Raw genomic sequence first — 21,832 nt, 5'->3', positions numbered from 1 at the left:
TTTTAGCGGGGCTTTTTTATTGGATAGAAAAGGTTTGGGGCCTCAGGCCCCAAACCCAATAAGTTACCACATTGAATCCTTGCATCTTTCTCATTCATTTAGCCGCATGGGCGACGGTTTCAATATTCTTATCAATCGCAAATCCGGCACGGTGCTCAATATGGGCGAGCCGGCCGTCGAGGCCGCCATCACGGCCAGCGAAATCCCGGTGGCTGAACTGTGCATGTCCGAACCTGAGGACATGCAGGCCAATCTTGAGCGCCTGAGCAAAAGACCTGAGCGCCTGCTGATCGGTGGTGGCGACGGCACCATCCGCGAAACGGCCAAATATCTGGCCGCGCACAAAAAAGCCTTTGGTGTCCTGCCCTTCGGCACCATGAACCTGCTGGCGGTGGACCTGGGGCTTACCTCTCTGCAACAGGCGCTTGATGCCTATGCCAAGGGCACCCACGAGCAGACCATGGACGCCGGTTTCGTCAATGGCGAGATCTTCCTGTGCTGCGCCAGTATCGGCACCATGCCCCAAGCTTCGGTTTATCGAGAGGCGCGGCGCATGACCAACAAGTTCCTGCTGCTGCCGCAGATGTTCCTCTTCGTGGCCGATAACATGAAGCGTCATCGCCGCGAACGCATCGTGCTGGAAGAAAACGGCAAAATGACCCGCTATCGCACGCCGGCTGTCGTTGTCTCGGTCAACCGCTTCGCCGACACGGAAAAGCTGACCGAAAGCAATTTCAAGCGGATTTCGCTTTCCGGTGGCGAACTGGCGGCCTATATTTTCAGCACCAAATCGCCGACCGCCCATATCCGCCTGCTGTGGCGGCTGATCTTCGGTCACTGGCTGAAAGACCCCGACCTGATCGAACGCACTGCCCCGCATTTCAGGATCTGGAGCCAGCACCACAAGCCGCTGGTCTCGATCGATGGCGAGGTCATGAAGCTGCAATCCCCGTTGGCCTTCACGCTGAAACCCGATTTCGTTCACCTGCTGATGCCGGACGAACGGGTGTCGTCATGACGGTGCGGCAGTGGCTGGACAAGCGGATAAGGCGTTTGCCGGCGCCGTTCCGTCAGGAATGGCGTGCGCTTCTACTGTTTGGTCTTATCTTTCTCGTCGCCGCCTGGCTGTGTTTCGAGGTCATCGAGGAAGTCTTTCTCGAAAGTGCCGTGTTTGCGCCGGATCAGGCGGTTTACGCCGGCCTGCAGCACCTGCGGACGCCCTGGCTGGACCAGGTGATGATCGCCATCACCGAACTCGGCGATACGCCCGTGGTAATCGCGGTGGCGGCCGTCGTGGCGCTGTGGCTTATTCATGAACGCGCCTGGCATACCCTGACCTACTGGCTGATGGCCATCGGCGGCGGGTCGCTGATCAATTCCGCCATCAAACTCGGCCTGCATCGCGCCCGGCCCGGCGATATGCATTATGACGGCGTCAGCGTCTTTTCTTTCCCAAGCGGACATTCCACCACCAATGCCGTACTGTATGGCTTCCTGATCATCATTATGTCGCGCAAACTGCCTTTTGTAGCGCGGATCCCCGTGGTTATAACGCTTGTATTATTGGTCGGGCTGATCGCTTTTTCGCGGCTGTATCTGGGGGCGCACTGGTTGTCCGATGTCGCCGGCGGGCTGTTCTTCGGCTCCGGCTGGCTGGCCCTTTTGGGCCTGTTCTATATGTGGCGGCCGGCTGAACCGGTTGAGCCGGTCAAACTGCTTTTGGTGGCGGTATCGGCGCTGATTTTGGCCAGCGGCCTGAATATCGCGCTTCATCACGGCACAGATATGACCCGCTATGCCGTGCAAAGGGGGCTGGCATGAAGATCGCCCATATCTCCGATCTGCATTTCGGCGCCCATGATCCCGCCGTGCTTGAGGCGCTGATGGCGCACCTGATCGAGGCCGGGCCCCATCTGGTCATCGCCAGCGGCGACATCACCCAGTCAGCGACCGAGGCTGAATTTGCCGCGGCGCGGGCGTTTTTCGACGCCCTGCCGATAGAGGTCTTCGTTATTCCCGGTAATCATGACCTGCCGGGGATGGACTTGACACGCTTCCTCAATCCGTTCGGTCGTTACAGGCGGCATCTGATCGATGAGCTAAATCCGGAACTGGCTGCCGGGCCGGTGCATATAAAGGGCATCAATACCGCCCGCCGCATCCTGCCGCACTGGAACTGGGCCAATGGGGCGGTAAGCGCCAAGCAGCGCCGTGAAATTGCCCGGACCTTCGAGGCGGCCAGCGCTCCCTGGCGCATTCTCGTGCTGCATCACCCCCTGATGAGTCCGAAGGAGTTTCCCCTGGATGTGGCCGTCTTCAACAAAAGGCCGCTGCTGGAGACCATATCCGAACAGCGCATCGATATCGTGCTCGCCGGTCACCAGCACCATGCCTATATCGAGACGCGCCAGGAAGAAGCGCACAAAACCCTGTTCGTCAGCGCCTCGACCGGCATGTCCACGCGCCTGCGCCGCCAGCCCCAGGGCTTCAATCTGCTGGAATTTACCGATACCACCCTGCGCATCGATCAATTGCGCTATGCCGACGGCCGGTTCACGACATTCGAGGCCCTTACGCATGTAAAACCGGCCGTTTCCGGGTAGCGCAATCTGCCGGACATGCTAAATCGACAGCATGGCCTTCCCGATCGATCCGCATACCTACTGGGCGTTTTTCGTCACCATGTTCTTCATGGCCATTACGCCTGGTCCGGCCAATCTGTTCGCTATCCGCACAGGGCTTGGTCGGCGCAAGAGCCATGTCATCGCCGCTGTGATCGGGCTGAACTGCGCCTCGCTGATCTGGTTCGTCGCCTGCGCTTTCGGCCTGCAAATCCTGCTGACGGCCTTCCCGCTGCTGTTCCAGATCGTGGCGGTTGCCGGCGGGCTCTATCTCGGCTGGATGGCTTTTAAGGGGTTCCGCGCTGCGCTTGATATCCGCAATGAAAACATCGGTTCCAGCCTGACCGCGACGCCGGAACCTGGCAAGACAATCGCCGCCACCTTCAAGGATGGCTTCCTGGTCCAGTTGCTCAATCCCAAGGTGACCCTGTTTTTCACCGCCGTTCTGCCGCCGTTCGTCGATATCCACCGCGCTGTGCCGCCGCAGATGGTGGCCTTCGCAGCCACGGCCATCGGCATGGATACAATCACCATGACCACCTATGGCCTGGCCGCGGTCACCCTGTCGCATACCCTCAGCGATCCGAAGAAAAAGCAGGTGTTCGATCTTGGCGTCTGCCTGATCCTGATGGCCATCGCCGCCCTGATCATCTGGCACGCCGGCCTAGAACTGCTGCGGTTGTAACCTGCGCTTTTTTTGGGCGCGCATCTTAATCCAAAAGCAGGTCGCTCGCGCGATGCGTCACACTTTTGGGATGCGCTTATTCTCGCATTACGGACGGCCTAATATTGCCACATTGACGGCACACTCTCGAAGGTTAATATGTGCAAAAGTTTTGCATATGTGGGGAGTTACACCATGAAGTATTTGAGCCTCGCCCTGGCCGCCGCCAGCCTGACCGTGCTGTCGGCCTGCGCCACGCCCACCCCTTACCAGCCCGTCGCGGCCAATGTGTCGCCCGCCAACCAGCGGGGCTATTCCGAAACGCGCATCGAGGAAAACCGTTACCGCCTGAGCTTTGCCGGCAACGACATGACCAAGCGCGAAACGGTAGAAAATTACCTGCTTTACCGCGCCGCCGAACTGACGGTCGAATCCGGTTACGACTGGTTCGAGGTGGTCAGCCGCAATACCGATGAAAAGAAGCGCGCCACCACCTTTGAAGACCCCTATATGAGCAGCTTCTCCTGGCGTTTCTACAGCCGCAATCGCTGGAGCCGCTGGGGCGCTTTCGGTGCCGACTGGGGCACGGACACCGTCGTCTATTCGCGGTATGAAGCCAATGCGGAAATCCTGATGCACAAGGGCGCCAAGCCGGACAGCGATCCGAACGCCTATGACGCCCGCGCGGTCAAGGCCAATCTGGAATCGAAGATCATCCGTCCCGGTACGACGCACTGATCGCGCTTCAAGCTGCCGGTTAGCCTTACGGCATTCGGCCGACGCCGAATGCCGTAGTCGGGTGCTGTGGGGCCGATTGGTCTCGAAGTGAACAAAGCACTACATTTTCCGCGTCATTGCGACTATATAGGCCGCAATGAGCAGACCTTTTCTGAAAATGAACGGCCTCGGCAATGATTTCATTGTCGTTGATGCCCGCGACGCCGCCTTTACGCCGGCGCCGGCGCAGATTCGTGCCTGGGGCGATCGTGCGTCCGGTATTGGCTTTGACCAGTTGATCGTCATTGAAGGCAGCCCAAGTGGCGATGCCTTTATGCGCGTGTGGAACAATGACGGTGGCACGGTCGAAACCTGCGGCAATGCCCTGCGTTGCGTGGGCTGGTATCTGAACCCCAATGCCGCAGAAAAGACCCTAAAAATCGATACATTGGGTGGCGCGACAAAAGCCATCGTCATCAAGGCCGACGAAAAGACCGGCACCGTAGCGGTCGATATGGGAAAGCCGCGCCTGGACTGGCGTGAAATTCCGCTATCGGAGGAAATGGACACCCTGCGGCTGGAGCTGAAGGTTGGGCCTTATGACGCGCCGCTCTATCATACGCCTTGCGCCGTGAGTATGGGCAATCCGCATGTGGTATTTTTCGTCGAAGACGTGGCGAAGGTCGATGTCGCCGCCACCGGCTCGCTGATCGAAAACCATCCGCTCTTCCCCGAAGGCGTCAATGTCGAGTTCGCGCAGATCATTGACCGCCAGACCATCCGGATGCGCGTGTGGGAACGCGGTGCGGGCATTACGCGCGCCTGCGGCACCGGTGCCTGCGCCACGCTCGTGGCGGCCGCGCGCCGTGGCCTGACCGATCGCGCCGCCACCGTCATCATGGATGGCGGCCCGCTGCATATTGCCTGGGCTGAGAACGATCACGTCATCATGACCGGCCCGATCGAGGTCGAGTTCGAGGGCACGTTGTGAGTAAGCTTGATGTCGTTACCTTCGGCTGCCGCCTGAATTCGTATGAGAGCGAGGTCATCCGCAAGACCGCCGCCGAGGACGGGCTGGATAACGCCATCATCTTCAATACCTGCGCCGTTACTGGCGAGGCCGTGCGCCAGGCGCGCCAGGCCATCCGCCGTGCCCGCAAGGAAAATCCGGACGCCAAGCTGATCGTCACCGGCTGCGCCGCTCAGACCGATCCCGATACCTTCGCCAATATGGCCGAGGTCGATTTCATCATCGGCAATGGCGACAAGCAGAAGGCCGGTGCCTACAAGCTAACACCGGATTCGGCCCGTATCGTCGTCAACGATATCTTCTCGGTACAGGAAACCGCCGGTCACCTGATCGATGGGCTGAAGGATCGGGCTCGTGCCTTTGTCGAGGTGCAGAACGGCTGCGATCACCGCTGCACTTTCTGCATTATCCCCTATGGCCGCGGCAATTCGCGTTCGGCCGCCGCCGGCGATGTCATCAGCCAGACGCAAAAACTGGTGGCGCAGGGCTATAACGAAGTGGTGCTCACCGGCGTCGACCTGACCTCTTGGGGCGGCGACCTGCCGGGTAATCCTCAGCTTGGTCATCTGGTGACGCGTATCCTCAAGCTGGTGCCGGACCTGAAGCGCCTGCGCCTCAGTTCGATCGATGCCGCTGAAATCGACGACACCTTGCTGCGCGCCTTTGCCGAGGAAGAGCGCCTGGCGCCCTATCTGCACCTCAGTCTTCAGCATGGCGACGATATGATCCTGAAACGGATGAAGCGCCGGCACCTGCGCAACGATTCCATCCGGCTGGTCGAAAAGGTGCGCGCCGTGCGTCCGGATATCTCCTTCGGCGCCGATATGATCGCCGGTTTCCCGACCGAGACGGAGGAGATGTTTGCCAATGCCGTGTCGCTGGTTGATGCCTGTGACCTCAGCTTCGTCCACGTCTTCCCCTATTCGCCGCGCCCGCAGACCCCGGCGGCCAAGATGCCGCAACTGCCACGCCCGCTGATCAAGGAACGCGCCGCCCGTCTGCGCGCCAAGGCCGAGGAAGCGCTGACCCGCCACCTTCATCGTCAGCAGGGGCGCGTCCTTTCGTGTGTCGTCGAGAAACCCGGCTTTGCCCGCGCCGCTGATTTTACCGAGGTGGTATTTGAGGGTGAGGCTGTTGTTGGCGGTATCAGCGATATCCTTATCCATGGCCATGATGGCAAACATGTCATTGGCAGCCTTGTGCAAACTGAGCTACAGCAAGCGGTATGACTGAAGAAAAGAAAAAGGGCTGGTTCCAGCGGCTGACGCAGGGCCTTTCGCGGACCTCGCAGAACCTGACCGAGTCAGTGACGCAGGTGTTCCAGCAGAAAGAAGCGCTGGATGATGCCGCGCTGGAGGAACTGGAAGACCTGCTGGTCGAGAGTGACCTGGGGCCGCAGATCGCCGCCACCATCGCTGCTAAGATGTCGCAGCAGAAATTCAGTTCTGCCAAGGATTCCAATGCCGTGCGGGCCGCGCTTGCCGAGGCTCTGGCAGACGAACTGGTAGGCCACGAAGGCACGTTCGAGCCGCTCTCCGGTCCGCGCCCCTATGTCGTGCTGTTCGTCGGCGTCAATGGCTCAGGCAAGACCACCACGCTTGGCAAAATCGCGGCCAAGCTGGTCAAGAGCGGTGCCAAGGTCCTGATCGTCGCGGGTGATACCTTCCGGGCCGCCGCCGTTGAGCAGCTCAAGGTCTGGGCCGAGCGCGCCGGCGCCGATTTCATGGGCAGCAAGACCGGCGCCGATGCCGCAGGCCTGGCCTATGACAGCTTCGTCCGGGCCAGGGAAGAAGGTTACGATGTCGTCCTGATCGATACGGCCGGCCGCCTGCAAAACAAGCAGGCGCTGATGGACGAGCTGCTGAAGGTCGTCCGCGTGATCAAGAAGGTCGATCCGGAAGCGCCGCATGAGACCCTGCTGGTGCTCGATGCCACGGTGGGCCGCAATGCGCTCAGCCAGGAACAGATTTTCGGCCGCCAGGCGTTTGTTTCCGGGCTGGTCATGACCAAGCTCGACGGCACGGCGCGCGGCGGTATCCTGATCCCGATCGCCAAGGCCTCAGATGCGCCAATCAAGCTGATCGGTGTCGGTGAGGATATCGAAGACCTGCACGATTTCAAGGCGCGTGATTTTGCCCGCTCGATGGTCGGTCTGGAGCCGCTGGGAGACAAAAATGACGGATGAGCCGAAACTCTCCGACGAGATCCGCGAAGGCGACCAGGTGGTTGACCGCGCTATGGGCATTGCCGCTGAAAAGCTCGGCGAGACCAATCCCGAACTGGCGCTGAAGCCGGGCCAGCCGAAGCAAAACACCGTCAAGATGGTGGTCGATTATGGGCCGCTGATTGCCTTCGGCCTGACCTTCTTCATCTGCAAAATTTTCAAGCTGGTGCCGGCGGCCGATTGCCTGATCTGGGCCAGCGGCGTGCTCGGTGCGGCGTCGGTGCTGGCCCTGATCGGCGGGCTGATTGCGGAAAAACGCATTGCCTGGATACCGCTGGTCTCCTGCCTGATCACCATTCCAATGACGGTCCTGACGGTCGTTTTCCATGACGCCACTTTCGTCAAGATCAAGATGACCATTGTCGATGTGCTGATCGGCGGCATCCTGCTGGGCGCCCTGGTGCTGAAAAAGCAGCCCCTGAAAGCCCTGCTGGGGGATGCGCTGAAACTCAAAGACGAGGCCTGGCCGCGCCTGACGCTCTACTATGCCCTGTTCTATCTCGCCATGGCCGGCGTGAATGAAGCCATCTGGCGGACGCAGAGCGATGAATTCTGGTTGACCTGGAAGCTCGCTTCTATGATCGGCGGGCCAATCCTGCTGTCGATCTGTCTGCTGCCCTTCCTGATGAAAAACATGATCACCGAACCCGAAAGTGACGCCCGCTGACGGTCATTCCTCCGTGTTCGGATTGAATTGTCGTAAAAGCGACATATAATGATGACACTATCCCCTTGGCTGATTGCACATCGGGAGGCATCGTGAAAAAGTCGAAGTCAGGCGAAAAGACCATGTCTAAGAACGGACTCGATGAGTCGCCCTCGCACCTGCTGCACCGCGTGTTGCAGATTGCCCTTGATATATATAATGCCGAAGCCGGCGAAGATGCGCTTTCCCAGCGGCAATATGCCGTCCTCAAAGCGCTGGAAGGGACGGAGGGGCTGTCGCAGACCGATCTGGTCAAGGTGACCGGTATCGATCGCTCGACGCTCGCCGATCTGGTGTCGCGGATGCTCGCCAAGGAATTGGTGGCGCGCGAACGGTCAGCCACCGATGCCCGTGCCAACCTGGTGCGCATTGCCGACGCCGGCAAGACGGCCCTGGCCGAGATGGAACCGCGCGTCCTGGCGGCCGACGAGAAGATACTGAGCCTGCTGTCGCCGCCCAAGCGGGAGAGCTTCGTCAAGCTGCTGCGTAAACTCACCCATGCGCGTGAAACCGAATTGTCCGGCGATGCAAAGCCGCGCAAGGAAAAAACGCCCAAGCCGCCGAAGGCCGAGAAGCCACCCAAGGCCGAAAAGAAAAAGAAGGTGAAGACCAAGCTCAGCGCGCGCAAGCTGAAGAAGCTGCCCTTCCCGCCGTTGTCGGAAGGCATTTCCGAGGCGGCGGACAGCGAAGACCTGGTGCATTCACCAGTCGTCAAGACGGACGCCATTTAACACAAAAAGAGCGCCGATCCAGACAGGTCGGCGCTCTTTTTGTGTCTGGTGACCGGGGGCTCTATTTCTTGTCGGCAGAAGCTGCCGAACTGGAAGATGAGGCGCTCGACGATGACGACCCGGACGCCGTTCCGGCCGGCGTGGTGGCCTTCATCTTGGCTTCTATTTTGGCGCCGGGCTTATCGACCAGGTCGCTATCGGCCAGCTTGGCGCCGCGGGGATGAGCGGCGGCCAGCTTGACGTCGCCATTGTATTTCAGCACGTCGAGCGCGCGGGTCAGTTCGAAATCACCGGTCTTGGTGTCGAAATCATCCGGCGGCACTTCCTGAACGGCATGGGCCGAACGGCGGACCTTGCCTTCATCGGCGTCCAGAGCATTGCCATAGGCGGCTTCGGTATACTGCATGGCGGCCGTGGCGATATATTTCGCCTGTTCCTTGCTCATCGCCACTTCGAGATCGGGTTCGATGCCGGTCTTCTGGATCGAACGACCCGAAGGCGTGTAGTAACGCGCCGTGGTCAGTTTGACGGCTCGGTTGTCGCCCAGGTCGATCACGCTCTGCACCGAGCCCTTGCCGAAGGTGGTCAGGCCGACAATGGTGGCGCGCTTCTGGTCCTGCAGGGCGCCGGAGACGATTTCCGCCGCCGAGGCCGTACCCGGATTGGTCAGGACCACGATCGGCTTGCCGTTCAGCATGTCGCCCTTTTTGGCCTGATAGCGGATGATATCTTTCGGATCGCGGCCGCGCTGGCTGACGATTTCACCGCCGTCGAGGAACAGATCGGCTACGCCGACCGATTGTTCCAGCAGGCCGCCGGGATTATTGCGCAGGTCGAGTACAAGGCCCTTCATGTTCGGGTTCTTGGCCATCAGGTCGGCCAGCGCCGTCTTGGTATCGTTGGCGGTGGTCTCCGAGAATGAGGCGATGCGCAGATAGCCGTAATCGCCCTCCATGCGGGTCTTGACCGACTTCACCACAATGATTTCACGCGTCAGCGCCACATCGAACGGCGCGTCCTTGCCGGTGCGGACAATAGTGACGGTCAGCTTGGTATTGGGCTCGCCCTTCATCTTGGAAATGGCGTCATTGAGCGGCAGGCCGAGGATCGAGGTGCCGTCGATGGCGGTGATATAGTCGCCGGATTCAATACCCGCCTTCTGGGCCGGCGTGTCGTCCATAGGGGTGACGACCTTGACCGCACCGTCCTCGCCGGTCACTTCCAGGCCGATGCCGCCATAGGAGCCGCGGGTCTTTTCCTTCAGGTCGGTATAGTCGTCGTCCGACAGGTAGTTGGAATGCGGATCGAGCGAGGCCAGCATCCCTTCCAGGGCGGCATTGATCAGCTTCTTGGAATCGACCGGCACGACATAGTCCTGCTGGACAATGGCCAGCACATTGCCGAACAGTTCCAGTTGCTTGTAGGTATCCGAGCGAGGCGAGAAGGCCGGCTGGCTCGCATAGGCGACGGCCCCGATGCTCAGGGCGACAGCGGCGGCGCCGGCAAGGTAAATATTCTTCATTTCATCCTCGGTGGGCATACAATCAGTCTAGCATATAAGAGTGAGAACATGGCGTAAACGGGGCGTCTTTATTTAGTTTTAAAGGCCATCTCTACCGACTGGAAAGCTGGAGCGTCGTGGCGGGATTAACCGGCGTTTCGCCCTTGCGCAGTTCCATGTAGAGAACCGCTTTCTTGTCGGAAAGGTTGGGCATCCGCCCCAGTGGTTCATGGCGGCCGACAGTCTGGCCCTGCTGGACATAGATGCGGCCGATGCCGGTGACCACGACGCGATAATCATGGCCGATGCTGAGCACGACCACCTGTCCGTAGGAATCGAGCGGGCCGGCATATTCGACCTCGCCTTCCGCCGGCGCGGTGACCTGGCTGCCCGGCAGGGCGGCATATGAGACGCCTCGACTGGCGGGGCCATTGCCATCGGACTGGCCGAAATTGCGTGTGATGTCGCCCACTACGGGCGGCTGCAAATGTGTGTTGTCTATGGCCGGGGAACCGAAGAATTTCAGCGGCAGGTCGCCGGTCAGGCGATTTTCGCGCGCCTTCAACTCGGCGGCGCGGGCATCCATCTGGTCGGCCTGGTTCAGCAACTGGTCTTCCAGGTCCATCTTCTGCTGGATCAGGCGCTCGATCTCGCTGCGCTGCTCGGAAACCTCGCTTTCGGAGATGAAGATGGCCTCGTTTTGCAGGGCGGCCTGGCGGCGCAGATTTACCAACTGGCTGTTCTGCCGGACCAGGCTTTCGGTGCGTTTCTTCAGTTCCGGCGTAATGGCACGCATGATGATGGCGGCCAGCACGGCGTCATTGGCCTTGCGCGGCGTAACGAACAGCGCCGGCGGGGGGTTGCGTGAATAGATTTGCAGGGCGGAAAGCAGGCGGGTCTGCTTGTCGCGTTCGGCGATCAGGCGGCGGGAAATGTCGGTTTCCTGCTGGTTGATGGTTTCCAGCTTGGCGCGGTAGATGGCGGAACGCGTTTCGCCGGTGCCCTGCTTGCGCGAAATCTCGATGATCTGCTCGCGCAGGGCCTCGACTTCCTGCGCGATCTGGCGGGCGGAGCGCCGCTGAGTGTCGCTCTTGCGTTCCTCGGCGCGACGCTGGGCGGAAAGCGTATCAAGCGTGGCGCGGTCGGCTTCGGAAAGGTCGTGCTTCCGTTGCTGCGCGTCGCTCTGCACCGCGCCGGCAAGGGCGAGCACGGCCAGACCGGTCAGCAGCAGATGGCGCGAGGAAGCGAGCATGTCATTGAGATAAGGTGGTTCGGCTTAATTCTCAATAAATGGATCAACCGGCTGCGCGCGCCAGCGGGTAGGGATTTATCAGTGCACTGGCCGGTATGCCCCATTCCCGGCAAAGGACGCGGATTTGCGGCAGGCTCAGTTCGCGGCGTCGGTTGAGAATTTCCGAAGCGCGGGAACGTGAACCCAGGAGTGACGCCAGGTCGGACTGCGTCAGGCCCTGCCGATCCATGGCAAAGCGTACAGCCTCGATCGGATCGGCGGCAGGCAACGGAAAGTGTTCATCTTCGTAGCGCGTCAGAAGGAGACCTAAAAGCACGAAATGATCAGCGGCTTCGCTGCCGGGTTCGGGCTCTTCGTCAAAATAGCGCTCGTAAGCGGCAAGCGCTGCCTGATAATCGGCTTCGTCACGAAGAATATGGATTTTAAAGGCCATTTCAGTCCTCCGGATCAAACGGTTAAGGGGTCTATGCGGTCGTATTCCGCATGTGTTCCGACGAATTTATCAAGACCTGCTTGTAGGTGTAAGAAATACGTACAATCAGACGGTAGCTGTTGCCGCCTATGTTAAAGATGACCCGATTGTCGCCCAGAAAATCGGCGCTGCGAAAATCATTGCGTATATCCTGCGGCGACACCCATTCAGCGGCCTTGACATGATTATACCAGGCAATCAGAGGGGGCTGTGCATTCGGATGTCGTGCCCAGAATTCCTGTAGTTTTTTGCGGGTCACCACATTCATATGGTGTGTATATCATGTTCCGCAATTGGGAACAACCGGCGGGTTCCCTTTTGTGGAACAATCAATCCCGATGATAGGGCAGGCCGGCCAGTATGGTGGTAGCGCGGTACATCTGTTCGGCCAGCATGACGCGGACCAGGGCATGGGGCCAGGTCTGGGGGCCGAAGGCCAGTGAAAAGGCGGAGGCTTTCAGCAGGGCCGGATCAAGACCGTCGGCCCCGCCGATGAGGAAGGTGACGCGACGTTCGCCGCGATCCTTGTAAGTATTGAGGCGCTGGGCAATCTGGCGCGAGGTCAGTTGTTCGCCATGTTCGTCGCAGGTGATCAGGATGCCGCCATCACTTAAGGCTGTCTTGATAGCTTCCATTTCCTGCGCTTTCAGCAGGGCGGAGGTAGCGGCCTTCGCGCCTTTTTTGGCTTCGACTTCGAGCAGATCGACAGGTGAAATGCCTAAACCGCGCCCGGTTAAATTGGCGCGGTTCAGATAGTCTTTCACGAGAGTGTTTTCGACCGTCGCGCCGAGCTTGCCAACGGCGCAGAGCGTCAGTTTCACTTACACCGAAACCGTATGGCCCGTGCCTTCGGGCGACAGCGACCAGATCTTTTCGATATTGTAGAAGCTGCGGACTTCCGGACGGAAGATATGAACGACCACGTCGCCGACATCGATCAGCACCCAGTCACAGGCGGGCAGGCCCTCGATCTTGGCCTTGCCGTGGCCGGCTTCCTTTAGCGCGCGCACGACGTGATCAGCCAGCGCGCCGACATGGCGGTGGGAACGGCCGGAAGCGATGATCAGGGTGTCTGCGACCGAGGACTTGCCTCGCAGGTCGATGCACACGATGTCCTGGGCCTTGTCATCATCAAGCTTGTTGACGATCAGGGTTTCGAGAGGCAGCAGGCTGTCGGTACTGTTATCTTCGTGGGCGTCAGCGGACGCGGGAGCCTCAGACTGAGGGGTTTCGGGCGCGGTGTGCGCAGGTTGACGAGACAGGGCTAGGGTTCCTTTATGATCCACGATAGCAGCTTGATAGCACAAAATGCGCTTCAGGTCACGCCTTGATGGAAATTTACTGGTTTGGGGATTTTGTCTTTAGTTTCAGCCGCAAGGCCGTGGACGAATGGCCGTGTAACGGACCTTTGATATAGGTCCAGGCCGGCAGCTTGCGATATGGCAGGGTGCGCGCGGCGCGATCATCGATGCGATAACGCGCGAAGCGCTGCGTGGCCGGCGAGAAGCGCGCCTTCATCAGGGCGCCCGGCCGGGAAACGACAGCGATCGGCACCATGTGCATCAGTTGCACCCAGCCCCGCCAGCGATGGAAACCGGCCAGGCTGTCGCCCCCCATGATCCAGACGAAGTGGACACCGGGATAGCGCGCTTTCAAGGCGCGCAGGGTATCGAGCGTGTAGGTGGCGTGGATGCGGGTCTCAAAATCGGAAATGACATCGCCGTGGCCGGTAAAAGGCTGCACGCCGGCCATGCGTTCGGCAAGCGGCGCGGTTTCGCTCTTTGATTTCAGCGGGTTCTGCGGCGAGACCAGCCAGATAATCCGGTCGAGGCCCAGTTGCTGGCGCGCCGTTTCAGCGACATGGCGATGGCCGGCGTGTGCCGGATTGAACGAACCGCCGAACAGGCCGACGGTCATACCGCGTTCCAGATGGAAGCCGCTGCGCAAACCGCCCGCGGGGACTGCGGGCCGCATCGGGGCCGGGCCGGCGAACCACATCCTCAGGCATTATCCCACGGATTGTAGGCGGACGCGGCCTCCGCTCGGGCGGTTTCCGGCTTTTCCCCCTGGATGGTCTCCAGCGCGGCAAACAGCAGGTCACGCACACCTTCTCCGGTTACGCCGGAGATCAGGAAGGGGGTCTGGCCGGAGACCTTCTTGATTTTCGTCACCAGCTTCTTGCGGGCATCGGCATCGAGCGAATCCACCTTGTTGATGGCCACCAGCTCGGTCTTCGAGCCGAGGATTTCGTCATAGGCGTTCAGTTCCTTGCGGATGATCTTATACGCCTTGACCGGGTCTTCCTGGGTGCCGTCGATCAGGTGGATCAGCACCTTGGTGCGCTCGACGTGGCCGAGGAACTTGGTGCCGAGGCCGGCGCCTTCCGAAGCCCCCTCGATCAGGCCGGGAATATCGGCCATGACAAAGCGCTGCTCAGGGCCCAGATCGATCACGCCGAGATTGGGGACGAGCGTGGTGAAGGGGTAGTCAGCAATCTTTGGTTTAGCCGAGGATGAGGCGGCCAGAAAGGTCGACTTGCCGGCATTAGGCAGGCCGACAAGTCCGGCATCAGCAATCAGCTTGAGGCGCAGCCAGATCCACTTTTCCTCGCCGTCCTGACCGGGCAGGGCGAACTTCGGCGCCTGGTTGATCGGGCCCTTGAAGCGGGTATTGCCCCAGCCGCCATTGCCGCCCTGGGCCAGCAAATGGCGCTTGCCGGGTTCATCGAGATCGACGATCAGGGTCTCGTGGTCCTCTTCGAAAACCTCGGTGCCGACGGGGACATAGAGCACGATATCCTCGGCATTGGCGCCGTGCATCTGGCGGCCCATGCCGTGAGTGCCGGTCTTGGCCTTGAAATGCTGCTGGTAGCGATAGTCGATCAGGGTATTGAGGCCATCCTTGGCTTCGATCCACACATCTCCGCCCTTGCCGCCATCACCACCATCGGGCCCGCCATTGGGGATGAACTTTTCACGGCGAAACGAGACGGCGCCGGCGCCGCCGTTGCCGGAACGGATAAAGATTTTACACTGATCGAGGAATTTCATAAGCCAAAGCGTTTTCGAAAAAATGGCTGCCGGTGTTTCGTCTAAAAACGCGTCTTACCAAAAAGATGTTCTTTGACGGAAAACGTCCGAAAAAGCAAGAAACCCCACCACCACACCCATAAAGAATGGGCGTGGTCCCCCTCCCCGACAAGTCGGGGAGGTACAAGAAGAACTATTCCTCTCATACATCCCCAGTTTTACTGGGGAGGGGGACCGCCGGGCTTTAGCCCGGTGGTGGTGGGGCTTCTTACTTAACCGGTTTTACAAAATACGGATCATATGGAGCGCCAGATGCGCGCCTTCGCGCGCCAGCGAGGTCTCCATGGTCTTACGCCCGGTATAAAGGAAGTCGGCCTTGATCAGGGCTGAGGCCGAAGCTTCATTATCCGCGAAATGCGCCGCATGGATGATGCGGTGCAGTTTACGCTTCTTGCACCAGCGCAGCAGGCCGTCGGTCGCCTCTATGGCATAGCCCTGGCCCTGCCATTGCGGGGCGATGAAGACGCTCAGATTAGGTCCGAACGAGTGGATGCCGCCCGTCGTGCCGCAGGCCGACTTGGTCAGACTGATAATCCCTATCAGACGCTCATCATCCAGGCGGATGGCCCAATGGGTAAAGGGCGTGGCCGCCATATCGGCCAGCAGGCGCTCGGCCTCGCTGCGATCCAGCGGATGCGGGATGGCATGGGTCATCCGCGCCGAATTCCTGTCGGCGAAGACGGCCAGGAAGGCATCGAGATCGGAAGGTTTCAGTGCCGTCAGGCTCAGACGTGTCGTCTCGACGCTGACCTGGTCTGGCTTGTGCGGGCCGATGATGGCCCTGTGGGCTTCATTGCGCGTGATCATGTCTGTCACTCCTTGACCCCGGCGGCATGGATGGCACCACCTTGAGGTCTATTTAGGGTGAAACTGTGTCAGTTCCACCACAGGTCTGAAAGAGCGGGATCACGTTTGGTTTATGCCGAAACCAAAAACGAAAAACGGGAGCCAGGTCTAACCCGGACTCCCGCTCTAAACTCGGTCCGGATCGGCTTAAAATCTTAAGCACGATCCAGAAATCTTCAGGTCGTGCTTATTCGGCAGCGGCGGCTGTCGGGATGATCGACACGTAACAGCGGTCGTCGCGCTTGGTGGTGAACTTCACATTGCCGGTCGCCGTGGCGAAAAGAGTGTGGTCGCGGCCGAGGCCGACATTGTCACCGGGGAAGAACTTGGTGCCGCGCTGGCGAACGAGGATGTTGCCAGCGAGGACAGCTTCACCGCCGAAACGCTTTACGCCGAGGCGCTTGGATTGTGAGTCGCGGCCGTTGCGGGACGAACCACCGGATTTTTTGTGTGCCATGGGAGGTGCTCCTTAGGTTCTGTAATTACGCTTCGTCAGCCGAGGTTTCAGCAGCGGCCTTCTTCTTCGGCGCGGCCTTCTTCTTGGCGGGGGCTTCTTCGGCGACGACCGGAACCGAAACCACTTCCGGGGTCTCGATAGCGGCAGCCAAGTTGCGCGGCGCCAGGTTACGGGCCCGGGCGTCGAGTTCGGCCTTCGTGGTCAGCGAGACGGTGCCTTCCCACTTCGCCGACTTGCCGGCGCCGAGGATCGAGGTAACGCGCAGGACCGACTGCAACTGGCGATGGCCGCGGGTACGGCGATAGCCCTGACGACGGGTCTTCTTGAAGATGCGAACCTTCTCGCCCTTGCGGGTTTCGATCAGGGTGGCTTCGACCACAGCGCCGTCAACGAGCGGGGCGCCGACAACGGCACCAGCCGCATCGCCGAGCATCAGCACGTCGTTGAACTTCACAGCCGCGCCGGCTTCGCCTTCGAGCTTCTCGACAACGATCAGATCGCCAGCCGAAACGCGGTATTGCTTACCGCCTGTTTTGATGACCGCGTACATGGTCAGGAACCTTATGCCGTGGCGCGGGGCTTTAAAAGCGAAAGTCCTGCGCGGGAGAATGGAAAAACGCCCCAGGAACCACAAGGCTCCGGGCGAGAGGCGGCGACTTATACAAGGATATCTCGCTGAGTCAACGCCTTTGGCATCGAAAAGATACGGATTTAGCGGGGGGATTATACTGAGCCTGATCGTAAGGCCAAAGCTTAGTCGTGCAGGCTAATGAAAGATGTGTAGGGTATGATATATCGAATGTGGGGGATGGACGATGAAAATAGGATCGCTGGCGCTGAGCGCTATATTCTGGATAACCAGCGTCCTCCTGACGCTATGGATTGTTCGTTGTCCGTCGGATCAACTGGCTTTCAGTGCAAGCCTGTGTGCTCTTTCCCCCGTGTTGGCGCTGATCCTGACCAGGCTTTCTGGCGGGCGTATTGTTATCAGCGGACAAAGAAATGAGACAAGACCAGACACGATTGCGTTGTTTTTTCTGCCATCACTTGGCCTGACGATCCGGGCCTTGGGGCCGATTCACATAATAAACTGGCAGGTAGCTTTGATATGTGCAGCCGTAATTGGCGTTGTTTGGAGCGGTTTAGCTTACTTTTCCGGAACCTTCGGCCGGCAACGGGGGAGGCTGATAATTACGAGCGTATTGTTTCTTACAGGGCTGGCCTATGGCTATGGCGTAGTTTGCCTGATCGATACAATAGCTGATAGCGCGCCACCAAAAATCACGGAAGTCACTGTCCTGAAAAAATATATTGGTGCTGGGAGAGGGCATACGCCCTATCTGGTCTTGGCCCCGTCAACTGTGAATCCAGAAGGGGGTGACGAGGCGGTGTCGCAGCAAGTGTACCAAGGTGCGACCGTGGGGCAAAAGGTTTGTCTTGTTGAGCGCCCTGGCGCCATAGGCTTAGAATGGTACGAAATTCTCACCTGCGAGCGCAAATTGTCGACTTGATTTCAATGCGCGAAGGCTTAACTAAGCGGCAGATCATTCCACCTTTATAAAGTAACACCCAAATGGCCGATACCGCGCACCCATCGCAAAAGACCCCTGTCACCGTCCTAACCGGCTATCTGGGCGCCGGCAAGACGACCCTGCTCAATCGCATCCTGTCGGAAAACCATGGCCAGAAATACGCCGTCATCGTCAATGAGTTCGGCGAGATCGGTATCGACAACGACCTGATCGTCGGCGCCGATGAAGAAGTGTTCGAGATGAACAATGGCTGCGTCTGCTGCACGGTGCGCGGCGACCTGATCCGCATCCTGTCGCAGTTGATGAAGCGCAAGGGCCGGTTTGACGCCATTATCGTCGAAACGACCGGACTGGCCGATCCCGGCCCGGTGGCGCAGACCTTCTTTGTCGACGAAGATATCAAGGCGAAGACCTATCTCGATTCGGTGACGGCTCTGGTCGATGCCCTGCATTTTGACGAGGCGCTGAAGACCGACCGCGTGGTCAAGGAACAGATCGCCTTTGCCGACCATATTATCCTCAACAAGACCGACCTGGTCGATGACGCCAAGCTGGATGAGATCGAAGGCCGCCTGAAGGGGTTGAACCCGCTGGCCAGCATCACCCGCGCCCAGCGCTCCTTTGTCGATATCGCCACCCTGCTGAACCAGCACCGTTTCGACCTGACCAAGCTGGAAGAGATCGGCCACGACGATCACGGGCACCACCATCATCATGACCATGATCACCACCACGACCATGGCCACAATCCGGCGCATGGCGAACCCGGCCACGTCCATGATGAACATTGCGGCCACGATCATCACCACGATCATGGGCACCACCACCACAATCCGGCGCATGGCGAGGCCGGGCATGTGCATGACGAGCATTGCAGCCATACCATCAATCCGATCCATGACGAAGAGATCAAGAGCCTGTCACTCAGCACCGACAAGCCGATCGACGGCATCCGTTTTACCCAGTGGCTTGATAAGCTTCTGGCGGAAAAGGGGCAGGACATCCTGCGTGCCAAAGGTATTCTCAATGTGAAGGGCGAGAACAAGCGCCTGGTCTTTCAGGCGGTGCACATGATCCTGGAAGGCGACCTGCAACGCGAATGGCAGGCGGATGAGCCGCGTGTCTCGCGCGCGGTGTTTATCGGCCGCCATCTCGATACCGCCGCGCTCAAGGCCGGTTTTGAAGCGACAATCGCGGCGTAATGTTTTCCTCCCTTGCGAAGCGGGGGAGGTGTCGAGCAATGCGCGGACCGCAGGACGAAGCGCGTCGAGACGGAGGGGGCATTACTGACAGTGGAATAGCCCCCTCCGTCAGCGACGCCAGCTCTTCGGGCTTCGCACAAGGAACTGGGCGCTGCCACCTCCCCCCGCTTTGCAGGGGACGATCAGTGGCGCTTTCCAAATCCCATCTCCCCGCCTATAAGCCTCGCCATGACCTTTGCTTACCAAAAATCCTTCGACACTTACGTTGTCGCCGCCCTGTTCGATGCGCTTGACGAGCCCGTGGTGGCGCTCGGCGACGGCCGCGTTGTCTTCCCCGACTCGGAAAAGGAATTCGACGCCCACCCTAACGCCGGAATCCTGAGTGCCGTGATTCACCCGACCGGCCTTGGCGTTATTACCGGCGGTGACGATGGCCGCGTGGTCTGGACCTCGAAGGACGCCGGGCCGATCGAGCTGGCGGCACACAAGGGGGCCTGGATCGACGTCATCGCCGTGGCGCCCGAAGGCCAGGTGATCGCCTATGCCACCGCCAAGAAGGTCCATGTGCTCGACCTGCTTAAAAAAGAGACCAAGACCTTCACGCACGAGCATTCGGTGTCGGATCTTGTCTTCGATCCCAAGGCACGCAAGCTCTATTGCGCCACCTATAATGGCGTGGTCGTGTGGTTTGCCCGTATCGATGAAAAGCAGAAGCCGACCAAGCTGTTCTGGGCCGGTTCGCACACCAAAATCGCCATGGCGCCCTCGGGCGAATTCGTCATCACCGCCATGCAGGAAAACGCCCTGCACGGCTGGCGGCTGAAGGATTCGAAGGATATGCGCATGGGCGGCTATCCCGCCAAGATCAAGTCGCTTGATTTCTTCGCCAAGGGTAAGCTTTTGGCCACGTCCGGCGCCAATGGCGCGGTGGTCTGGCCGTTCCTGCGACCCAATGGTCCGATGGGAGAGGAAGCCTCCGAGATCAATCCGCTGGAAGGCAGCATGGTGTCTGTCGTGGCCGGCGCGGCCGAGGAAACCATACTTAGCGCCGGTACCGAGGACGGTCGCGTCTGGCTGGCCGAGTTGCAATCGACTCATGTGGAGTGGATCAAGGGCGAACAGGGCGCGCCGATCACGGCATTGGCTATTTCTGGCGATATCTCCGGCGAGGCCAATCGCATTCTGTTTGGCGATGAAGACGGCGTAGTTTATATATTTGAGCAGACGGAGTAGTTCGGTTTTGCGCTGGGGGCGTTATGAGTGAGCGTGAGGATGAGCCGGAAGATACGGTTCCGGGCCTGAGCGAAGAAACCATCTATGACGCGCCATCGCCTTCACCCGCGCCGGAAAAAGACCTGTACCCGACCGAGACCACGACTCCCAAACCGATGCCTGTAAAAGTAAAGCGTAAGTTCCGCCCGTTTCGTTTCGTGGGCGCCTGTATTGTCGGCTTTTTTGCCTTTTCGATCCTGTCCGTCGCCATTCACCGCTTCGTGCCGGTGCCGGTGACCTTCCTGATGATCGAGAAGCTGACCCAGGGCAATGGCCTCGATCACCGCTGGGTGCCGGCCTATCAGATCAGCGACAATCTCAAGCGCGCCGTCATCGCCTCTGAAGACGCCAAGTTCTGTACCCATGATGGCTTCGACATGCAGGCCATCGAGAAAGCCGAGCGTTATAACGCCACGCACAAGAAGAAGCGCGGCGCCTCGACCATTTCGCAGCAGACGGCCAAGAATGTCTTTCTGTGGCCGGATCGTTCCTGGGTCCGCAAGGGGTTCGAGGTCTATTACACCTTCCTGATCGAGCATATGTGGTCGAAAGACCGGATCATGGAGGTTTATCTCAATTCGATCGAGATGGGGCCGGGCGTCTATGGCGCGGAAGCCGCCTCGCAATACTGGTTCGGCCATAGCGCGAAGACGCTCTCAAAGGCCGAGGCGGCGCAACTGGCGGCCATCCTGCCTAATCCAATCAAGCGCAAGGCGAAGGGCAGCAAGCGCTCCGGCCGTATCGCCGCCAATGCCCGCACGGTGGTCAGCCAGGGGCTGGATGCCTGCGCGTCGGAATGAGGAATTTATCCGCTTTATAGCTGGGAGCAGCAAATGCCTATAGCAGAGCGCTCATACATTTACTTTTTACAAATGCACAAAAGCCATGTCGCTGAATATAGAGCACGCTTCTCTGCTAAAATACGAGTTCCGGCTGGATCTATTAAAATTGGTTATACTGTAAATTTAGATCAACGTATAAAGAGTCATATCCGCACACTTCCGCCATTTACGGTGCTTGGTATCATCGTCTGGAAACATTCAAATTCTTCAATTGCCCGACGTGGCGATGGCATTGAGGCCGAAGATTTAATCCATCGCCATTTTGCTTTCAGCCGCTTAGATAAGCGAAAGGGTAATTATAAAAATTTTGAATTTTTTAAACCAACGAAACGATTACTTTCCTTTATTCAACGAAATACGACATCGCTCGATAGTCTGGATACAGCGCCTGAGTATGAGCTGGAATGGTTAAGTGATGACGAAAACTTTGCAGCATTTTTACCAGCAAATTTATTTGGCAAATCGAAACGTGAATTGGATCAACGCTTTCCCTGTATAATTCACAAGAGCGGGATAAAAATCCCACCTTCGCTTATTAGGGCGTAAACCCATAAACGGGATTCCCATTTAGAACTGATCGTGATTCAAGGCTTCCGGTGAACAGGGAGCCTTTTTCATGACGCGTCGCCGCTACGAGTTGACCGATACAGAATGGGATGTCATCGCGCCTTTGT

The 21,832-nt window shown here is 59.0% G+C and carries 26 protein-coding genes; 15 read left to right on the top strand and 11 right to left on the bottom strand.

From position 1 onward, the window contains the following. The first annotated feature begins 106 nt into the window (after nucleotides 1-106). From ACTHND_RS15185 to ACTHND_RS15140, 10 genes are all read left to right on the top strand, one after another. The gene (locus tag ACTHND_RS15185; RefSeq protein WP_440178800.1) at nucleotides 107-1,018 is read left to right on the top strand and encodes a diacylglycerol/lipid kinase family protein; all 912 of its coding nucleotides are present in this window, start codon (nucleotides 107-109) and stop codon (nucleotides 1,016-1,018) included. Further along, on the top strand, nucleotides 1,015-1,821 hold the full coding sequence (locus ACTHND_RS15180; RefSeq protein ID WP_440178799.1) for a phosphatase PAP2 family protein: 807 nt from the start codon (nucleotides 1,015-1,017) through the stop codon (nucleotides 1,819-1,821). The genes ACTHND_RS15185 and ACTHND_RS15180 overlap by 4 nt, the downstream gene beginning before the upstream one ends. Continuing rightward, nucleotides 1,818-2,603, top strand: a complete 786-nt coding sequence (locus ACTHND_RS15175; RefSeq protein WP_440178798.1) for a metallophosphoesterase family protein — start codon at nucleotides 1,818-1,820, stop codon at nucleotides 2,601-2,603. The genes ACTHND_RS15180 and ACTHND_RS15175 overlap by 4 nt, the downstream gene beginning before the upstream one ends. Nucleotides 2,604-2,634: 31 nt before the next feature. Next, on the top strand, nucleotides 2,635-3,306 hold the full coding sequence (locus ACTHND_RS15170; RefSeq protein WP_440178796.1) for a LysE family translocator: 672 nt from the start codon (nucleotides 2,635-2,637) through the stop codon (nucleotides 3,304-3,306). Nucleotides 3,307-3,480: 174 nt separating this feature from the next. After that, nucleotides 3,481-4,023, top strand: coding sequence for a CC0125/CC1285 family lipoprotein (locus ACTHND_RS15165; RefSeq protein ID WP_440178795.1), 543 nt, complete (start codon nucleotides 3,481-3,483; stop codon nucleotides 4,021-4,023). Between the two features lie 136 nt (nucleotides 4,024-4,159). Further along, nucleotides 4,160-4,993 (top strand): diaminopimelate epimerase, encoded by an 834-nt coding sequence (gene dapF / locus ACTHND_RS15160; protein WP_440178794.1) that lies wholly within the window; start codon nucleotides 4,160-4,162, stop codon nucleotides 4,991-4,993. After that, nucleotides 4,990-6,261, top strand: coding sequence for a tRNA (N(6)-L-threonylcarbamoyladenosine(37)-C(2))-methylthiotransferase MtaB (mtaB, locus tag ACTHND_RS15155; protein WP_440178793.1), 1,272 nt, complete (start codon nucleotides 4,990-4,992; stop codon nucleotides 6,259-6,261). Before dapF ends, mtaB begins: the two co-directional genes overlap by 4 nt. After that, nucleotides 6,258-7,217, top strand: coding sequence for a signal recognition particle-docking protein FtsY (gene ftsY, locus ACTHND_RS15150; RefSeq protein WP_440178792.1), 960 nt, complete (start codon nucleotides 6,258-6,260; stop codon nucleotides 7,215-7,217). Before mtaB ends, ftsY begins: the two co-directional genes overlap by 4 nt. Next, nucleotides 7,207-7,923 (top strand): inner membrane-spanning protein YciB, encoded by a 717-nt coding sequence (locus ACTHND_RS15145; protein WP_440178791.1) that lies wholly within the window; start codon nucleotides 7,207-7,209, stop codon nucleotides 7,921-7,923. The genes ftsY and ACTHND_RS15145 overlap by 11 nt, the downstream gene beginning before the upstream one ends. Nucleotides 7,924-8,045: 122 nt before the next feature. After that, on the top strand, nucleotides 8,046-8,693 hold the full coding sequence (locus tag ACTHND_RS15140; RefSeq protein WP_440178790.1) for a MarR family winged helix-turn-helix transcriptional regulator: 648 nt from the start codon (nucleotides 8,046-8,048) through the stop codon (nucleotides 8,691-8,693). A gap of 61 nt (nucleotides 8,694-8,754) precedes the next feature. On the opposite strand, the gene ACTHND_RS15135 is transcribed toward ACTHND_RS15140, so the two are convergent. From ACTHND_RS15135 to rplU, 11 genes are all read right to left on the bottom strand, one after another. Beyond that, a complete protein-coding gene (locus ACTHND_RS15135; RefSeq protein ID WP_440178789.1) occupies nucleotides 8,755-10,215 on the bottom strand; it encodes a S41 family peptidase in 1,461 nt (486 codons plus the stop codon). Nucleotides 10,216-10,306: 91 nt separating this feature from the next. After that, the gene (locus tag ACTHND_RS15130; RefSeq protein WP_440178788.1) at nucleotides 10,307-11,446 is read right to left on the bottom strand and encodes a murein hydrolase activator EnvC family protein; all 1,140 of its coding nucleotides are present in this window, start codon (nucleotides 11,444-11,446) and stop codon (nucleotides 10,307-10,309) included. Between the two features lie 43 nt (nucleotides 11,447-11,489). After that, entirely contained in the window at nucleotides 11,490-11,879 is a 390-nt protein-coding gene (locus ACTHND_RS15125; RefSeq protein WP_440178787.1) for a helix-turn-helix domain-containing protein, read from the bottom strand. 31 nt (nucleotides 11,880-11,910) lie between these two features. Beyond that, on the bottom strand, nucleotides 11,911-12,186 hold the full coding sequence (locus ACTHND_RS15120) for a type II toxin-antitoxin system HigB family toxin (RefSeq protein ID WP_440178786.1): 276 nt from the start codon (nucleotides 12,184-12,186) through the stop codon (nucleotides 11,911-11,913). Between the two features lie 61 nt (nucleotides 12,187-12,247). Then, nucleotides 12,248-12,739, bottom strand: coding sequence for a 23S rRNA (pseudouridine(1915)-N(3))-methyltransferase RlmH (gene rlmH / locus ACTHND_RS15115; protein WP_440178785.1), 492 nt, complete (start codon nucleotides 12,737-12,739; stop codon nucleotides 12,248-12,250). Continuing rightward, a complete protein-coding gene (gene rsfS, locus ACTHND_RS15110; RefSeq protein WP_440178784.1) occupies nucleotides 12,740-13,204 on the bottom strand; it encodes a ribosome silencing factor in 465 nt (154 codons plus the stop codon). Nucleotides 13,205-13,256: 52 nt separating this feature from the next. Continuing rightward, nucleotides 13,257-13,892: a nicotinate-nucleotide adenylyltransferase gene (locus ACTHND_RS15105; RefSeq protein ID WP_440178783.1), complete on the bottom strand. Its 636-nt coding sequence runs from the start codon at nucleotides 13,890-13,892 to the stop codon at nucleotides 13,257-13,259. Between the two features lie 26 nt (nucleotides 13,893-13,918). Further along, nucleotides 13,919-14,968, bottom strand: a complete 1,050-nt coding sequence (gene obgE, locus ACTHND_RS15100; RefSeq protein ID WP_440178782.1) for a GTPase ObgE — start codon at nucleotides 14,966-14,968, stop codon at nucleotides 13,919-13,921. Nucleotides 14,969-15,229: 261 nt separating this feature from the next. Continuing rightward, nucleotides 15,230-15,814 carry a GNAT family N-acetyltransferase gene (locus ACTHND_RS15095; RefSeq protein ID WP_440178781.1) on the bottom strand — a complete coding sequence of 195 codons (585 nt, stop codon included), beginning with the start codon at nucleotides 15,812-15,814 and terminating at the stop codon, nucleotides 15,230-15,232. 226 nt (nucleotides 15,815-16,040) lie between these two features. Then, nucleotides 16,041-16,310, bottom strand: coding sequence for a 50S ribosomal protein L27 (gene rpmA / locus ACTHND_RS15090; RefSeq protein ID WP_303827511.1), 270 nt, complete (start codon nucleotides 16,308-16,310; stop codon nucleotides 16,041-16,043). A gap of 25 nt (nucleotides 16,311-16,335) precedes the next feature. Continuing rightward, nucleotides 16,336-16,860, bottom strand: a complete 525-nt coding sequence (gene rplU / locus ACTHND_RS15085; protein ID WP_090647183.1) for a 50S ribosomal protein L21 — start codon at nucleotides 16,858-16,860, stop codon at nucleotides 16,336-16,338. 265 nt (nucleotides 16,861-17,125) lie between these two features. Here rplU and ACTHND_RS15080 point away from each other — a divergent pair, with 265 nt between their 5' ends. From ACTHND_RS15080 to ACTHND_RS15060, 5 genes are all read left to right on the top strand, one after another. Beyond that, a complete protein-coding gene (locus tag ACTHND_RS15080) occupies nucleotides 17,126-17,821 on the top strand; it encodes a hypothetical protein (RefSeq protein ID WP_440178780.1) in 696 nt (231 codons plus the stop codon). A 62-nt stretch (nucleotides 17,822-17,883) separates the two neighbouring features. Further along, on the top strand, nucleotides 17,884-19,044 hold the full coding sequence (locus tag ACTHND_RS15075; RefSeq protein WP_440178779.1) for a CobW family GTP-binding protein: 1,161 nt from the start codon (nucleotides 17,884-17,886) through the stop codon (nucleotides 19,042-19,044). Nucleotides 19,045-19,272: 228 nt separating this feature from the next. Continuing rightward, on the top strand, nucleotides 19,273-20,277 hold the full coding sequence (locus ACTHND_RS15070; protein ID WP_440178778.1) for a WD40 repeat domain-containing protein: 1,005 nt from the start codon (nucleotides 19,273-19,275) through the stop codon (nucleotides 20,275-20,277). 23 nt (nucleotides 20,278-20,300) lie between these two features. Next, entirely contained in the window at nucleotides 20,301-21,116 is an 816-nt protein-coding gene (gene mtgA, locus ACTHND_RS15065; RefSeq protein ID WP_440178777.1) for a monofunctional biosynthetic peptidoglycan transglycosylase, read from the top strand. Between the two features lie 33 nt (nucleotides 21,117-21,149). After that, complete coding sequence (locus tag ACTHND_RS15060; protein WP_440178776.1) at nucleotides 21,150-21,704, top strand: GIY-YIG nuclease family protein; 555 nt, start codon at nucleotides 21,150-21,152, stop codon at nucleotides 21,702-21,704. Nucleotides 21,705-21,832 lie beyond the last annotated feature (128 nt).

This window comes from Asticcacaulis sp., assembly GCF_051954415.1.
Classification (GTDB): domain Bacteria; phylum Pseudomonadota; class Alphaproteobacteria; order Caulobacterales; family Caulobacteraceae; genus Asticcacaulis.
The sequence above is the reverse complement of the archived record's forward strand: the minus strand, read 5'-3'. Positions and strand labels throughout refer to the sequence as shown.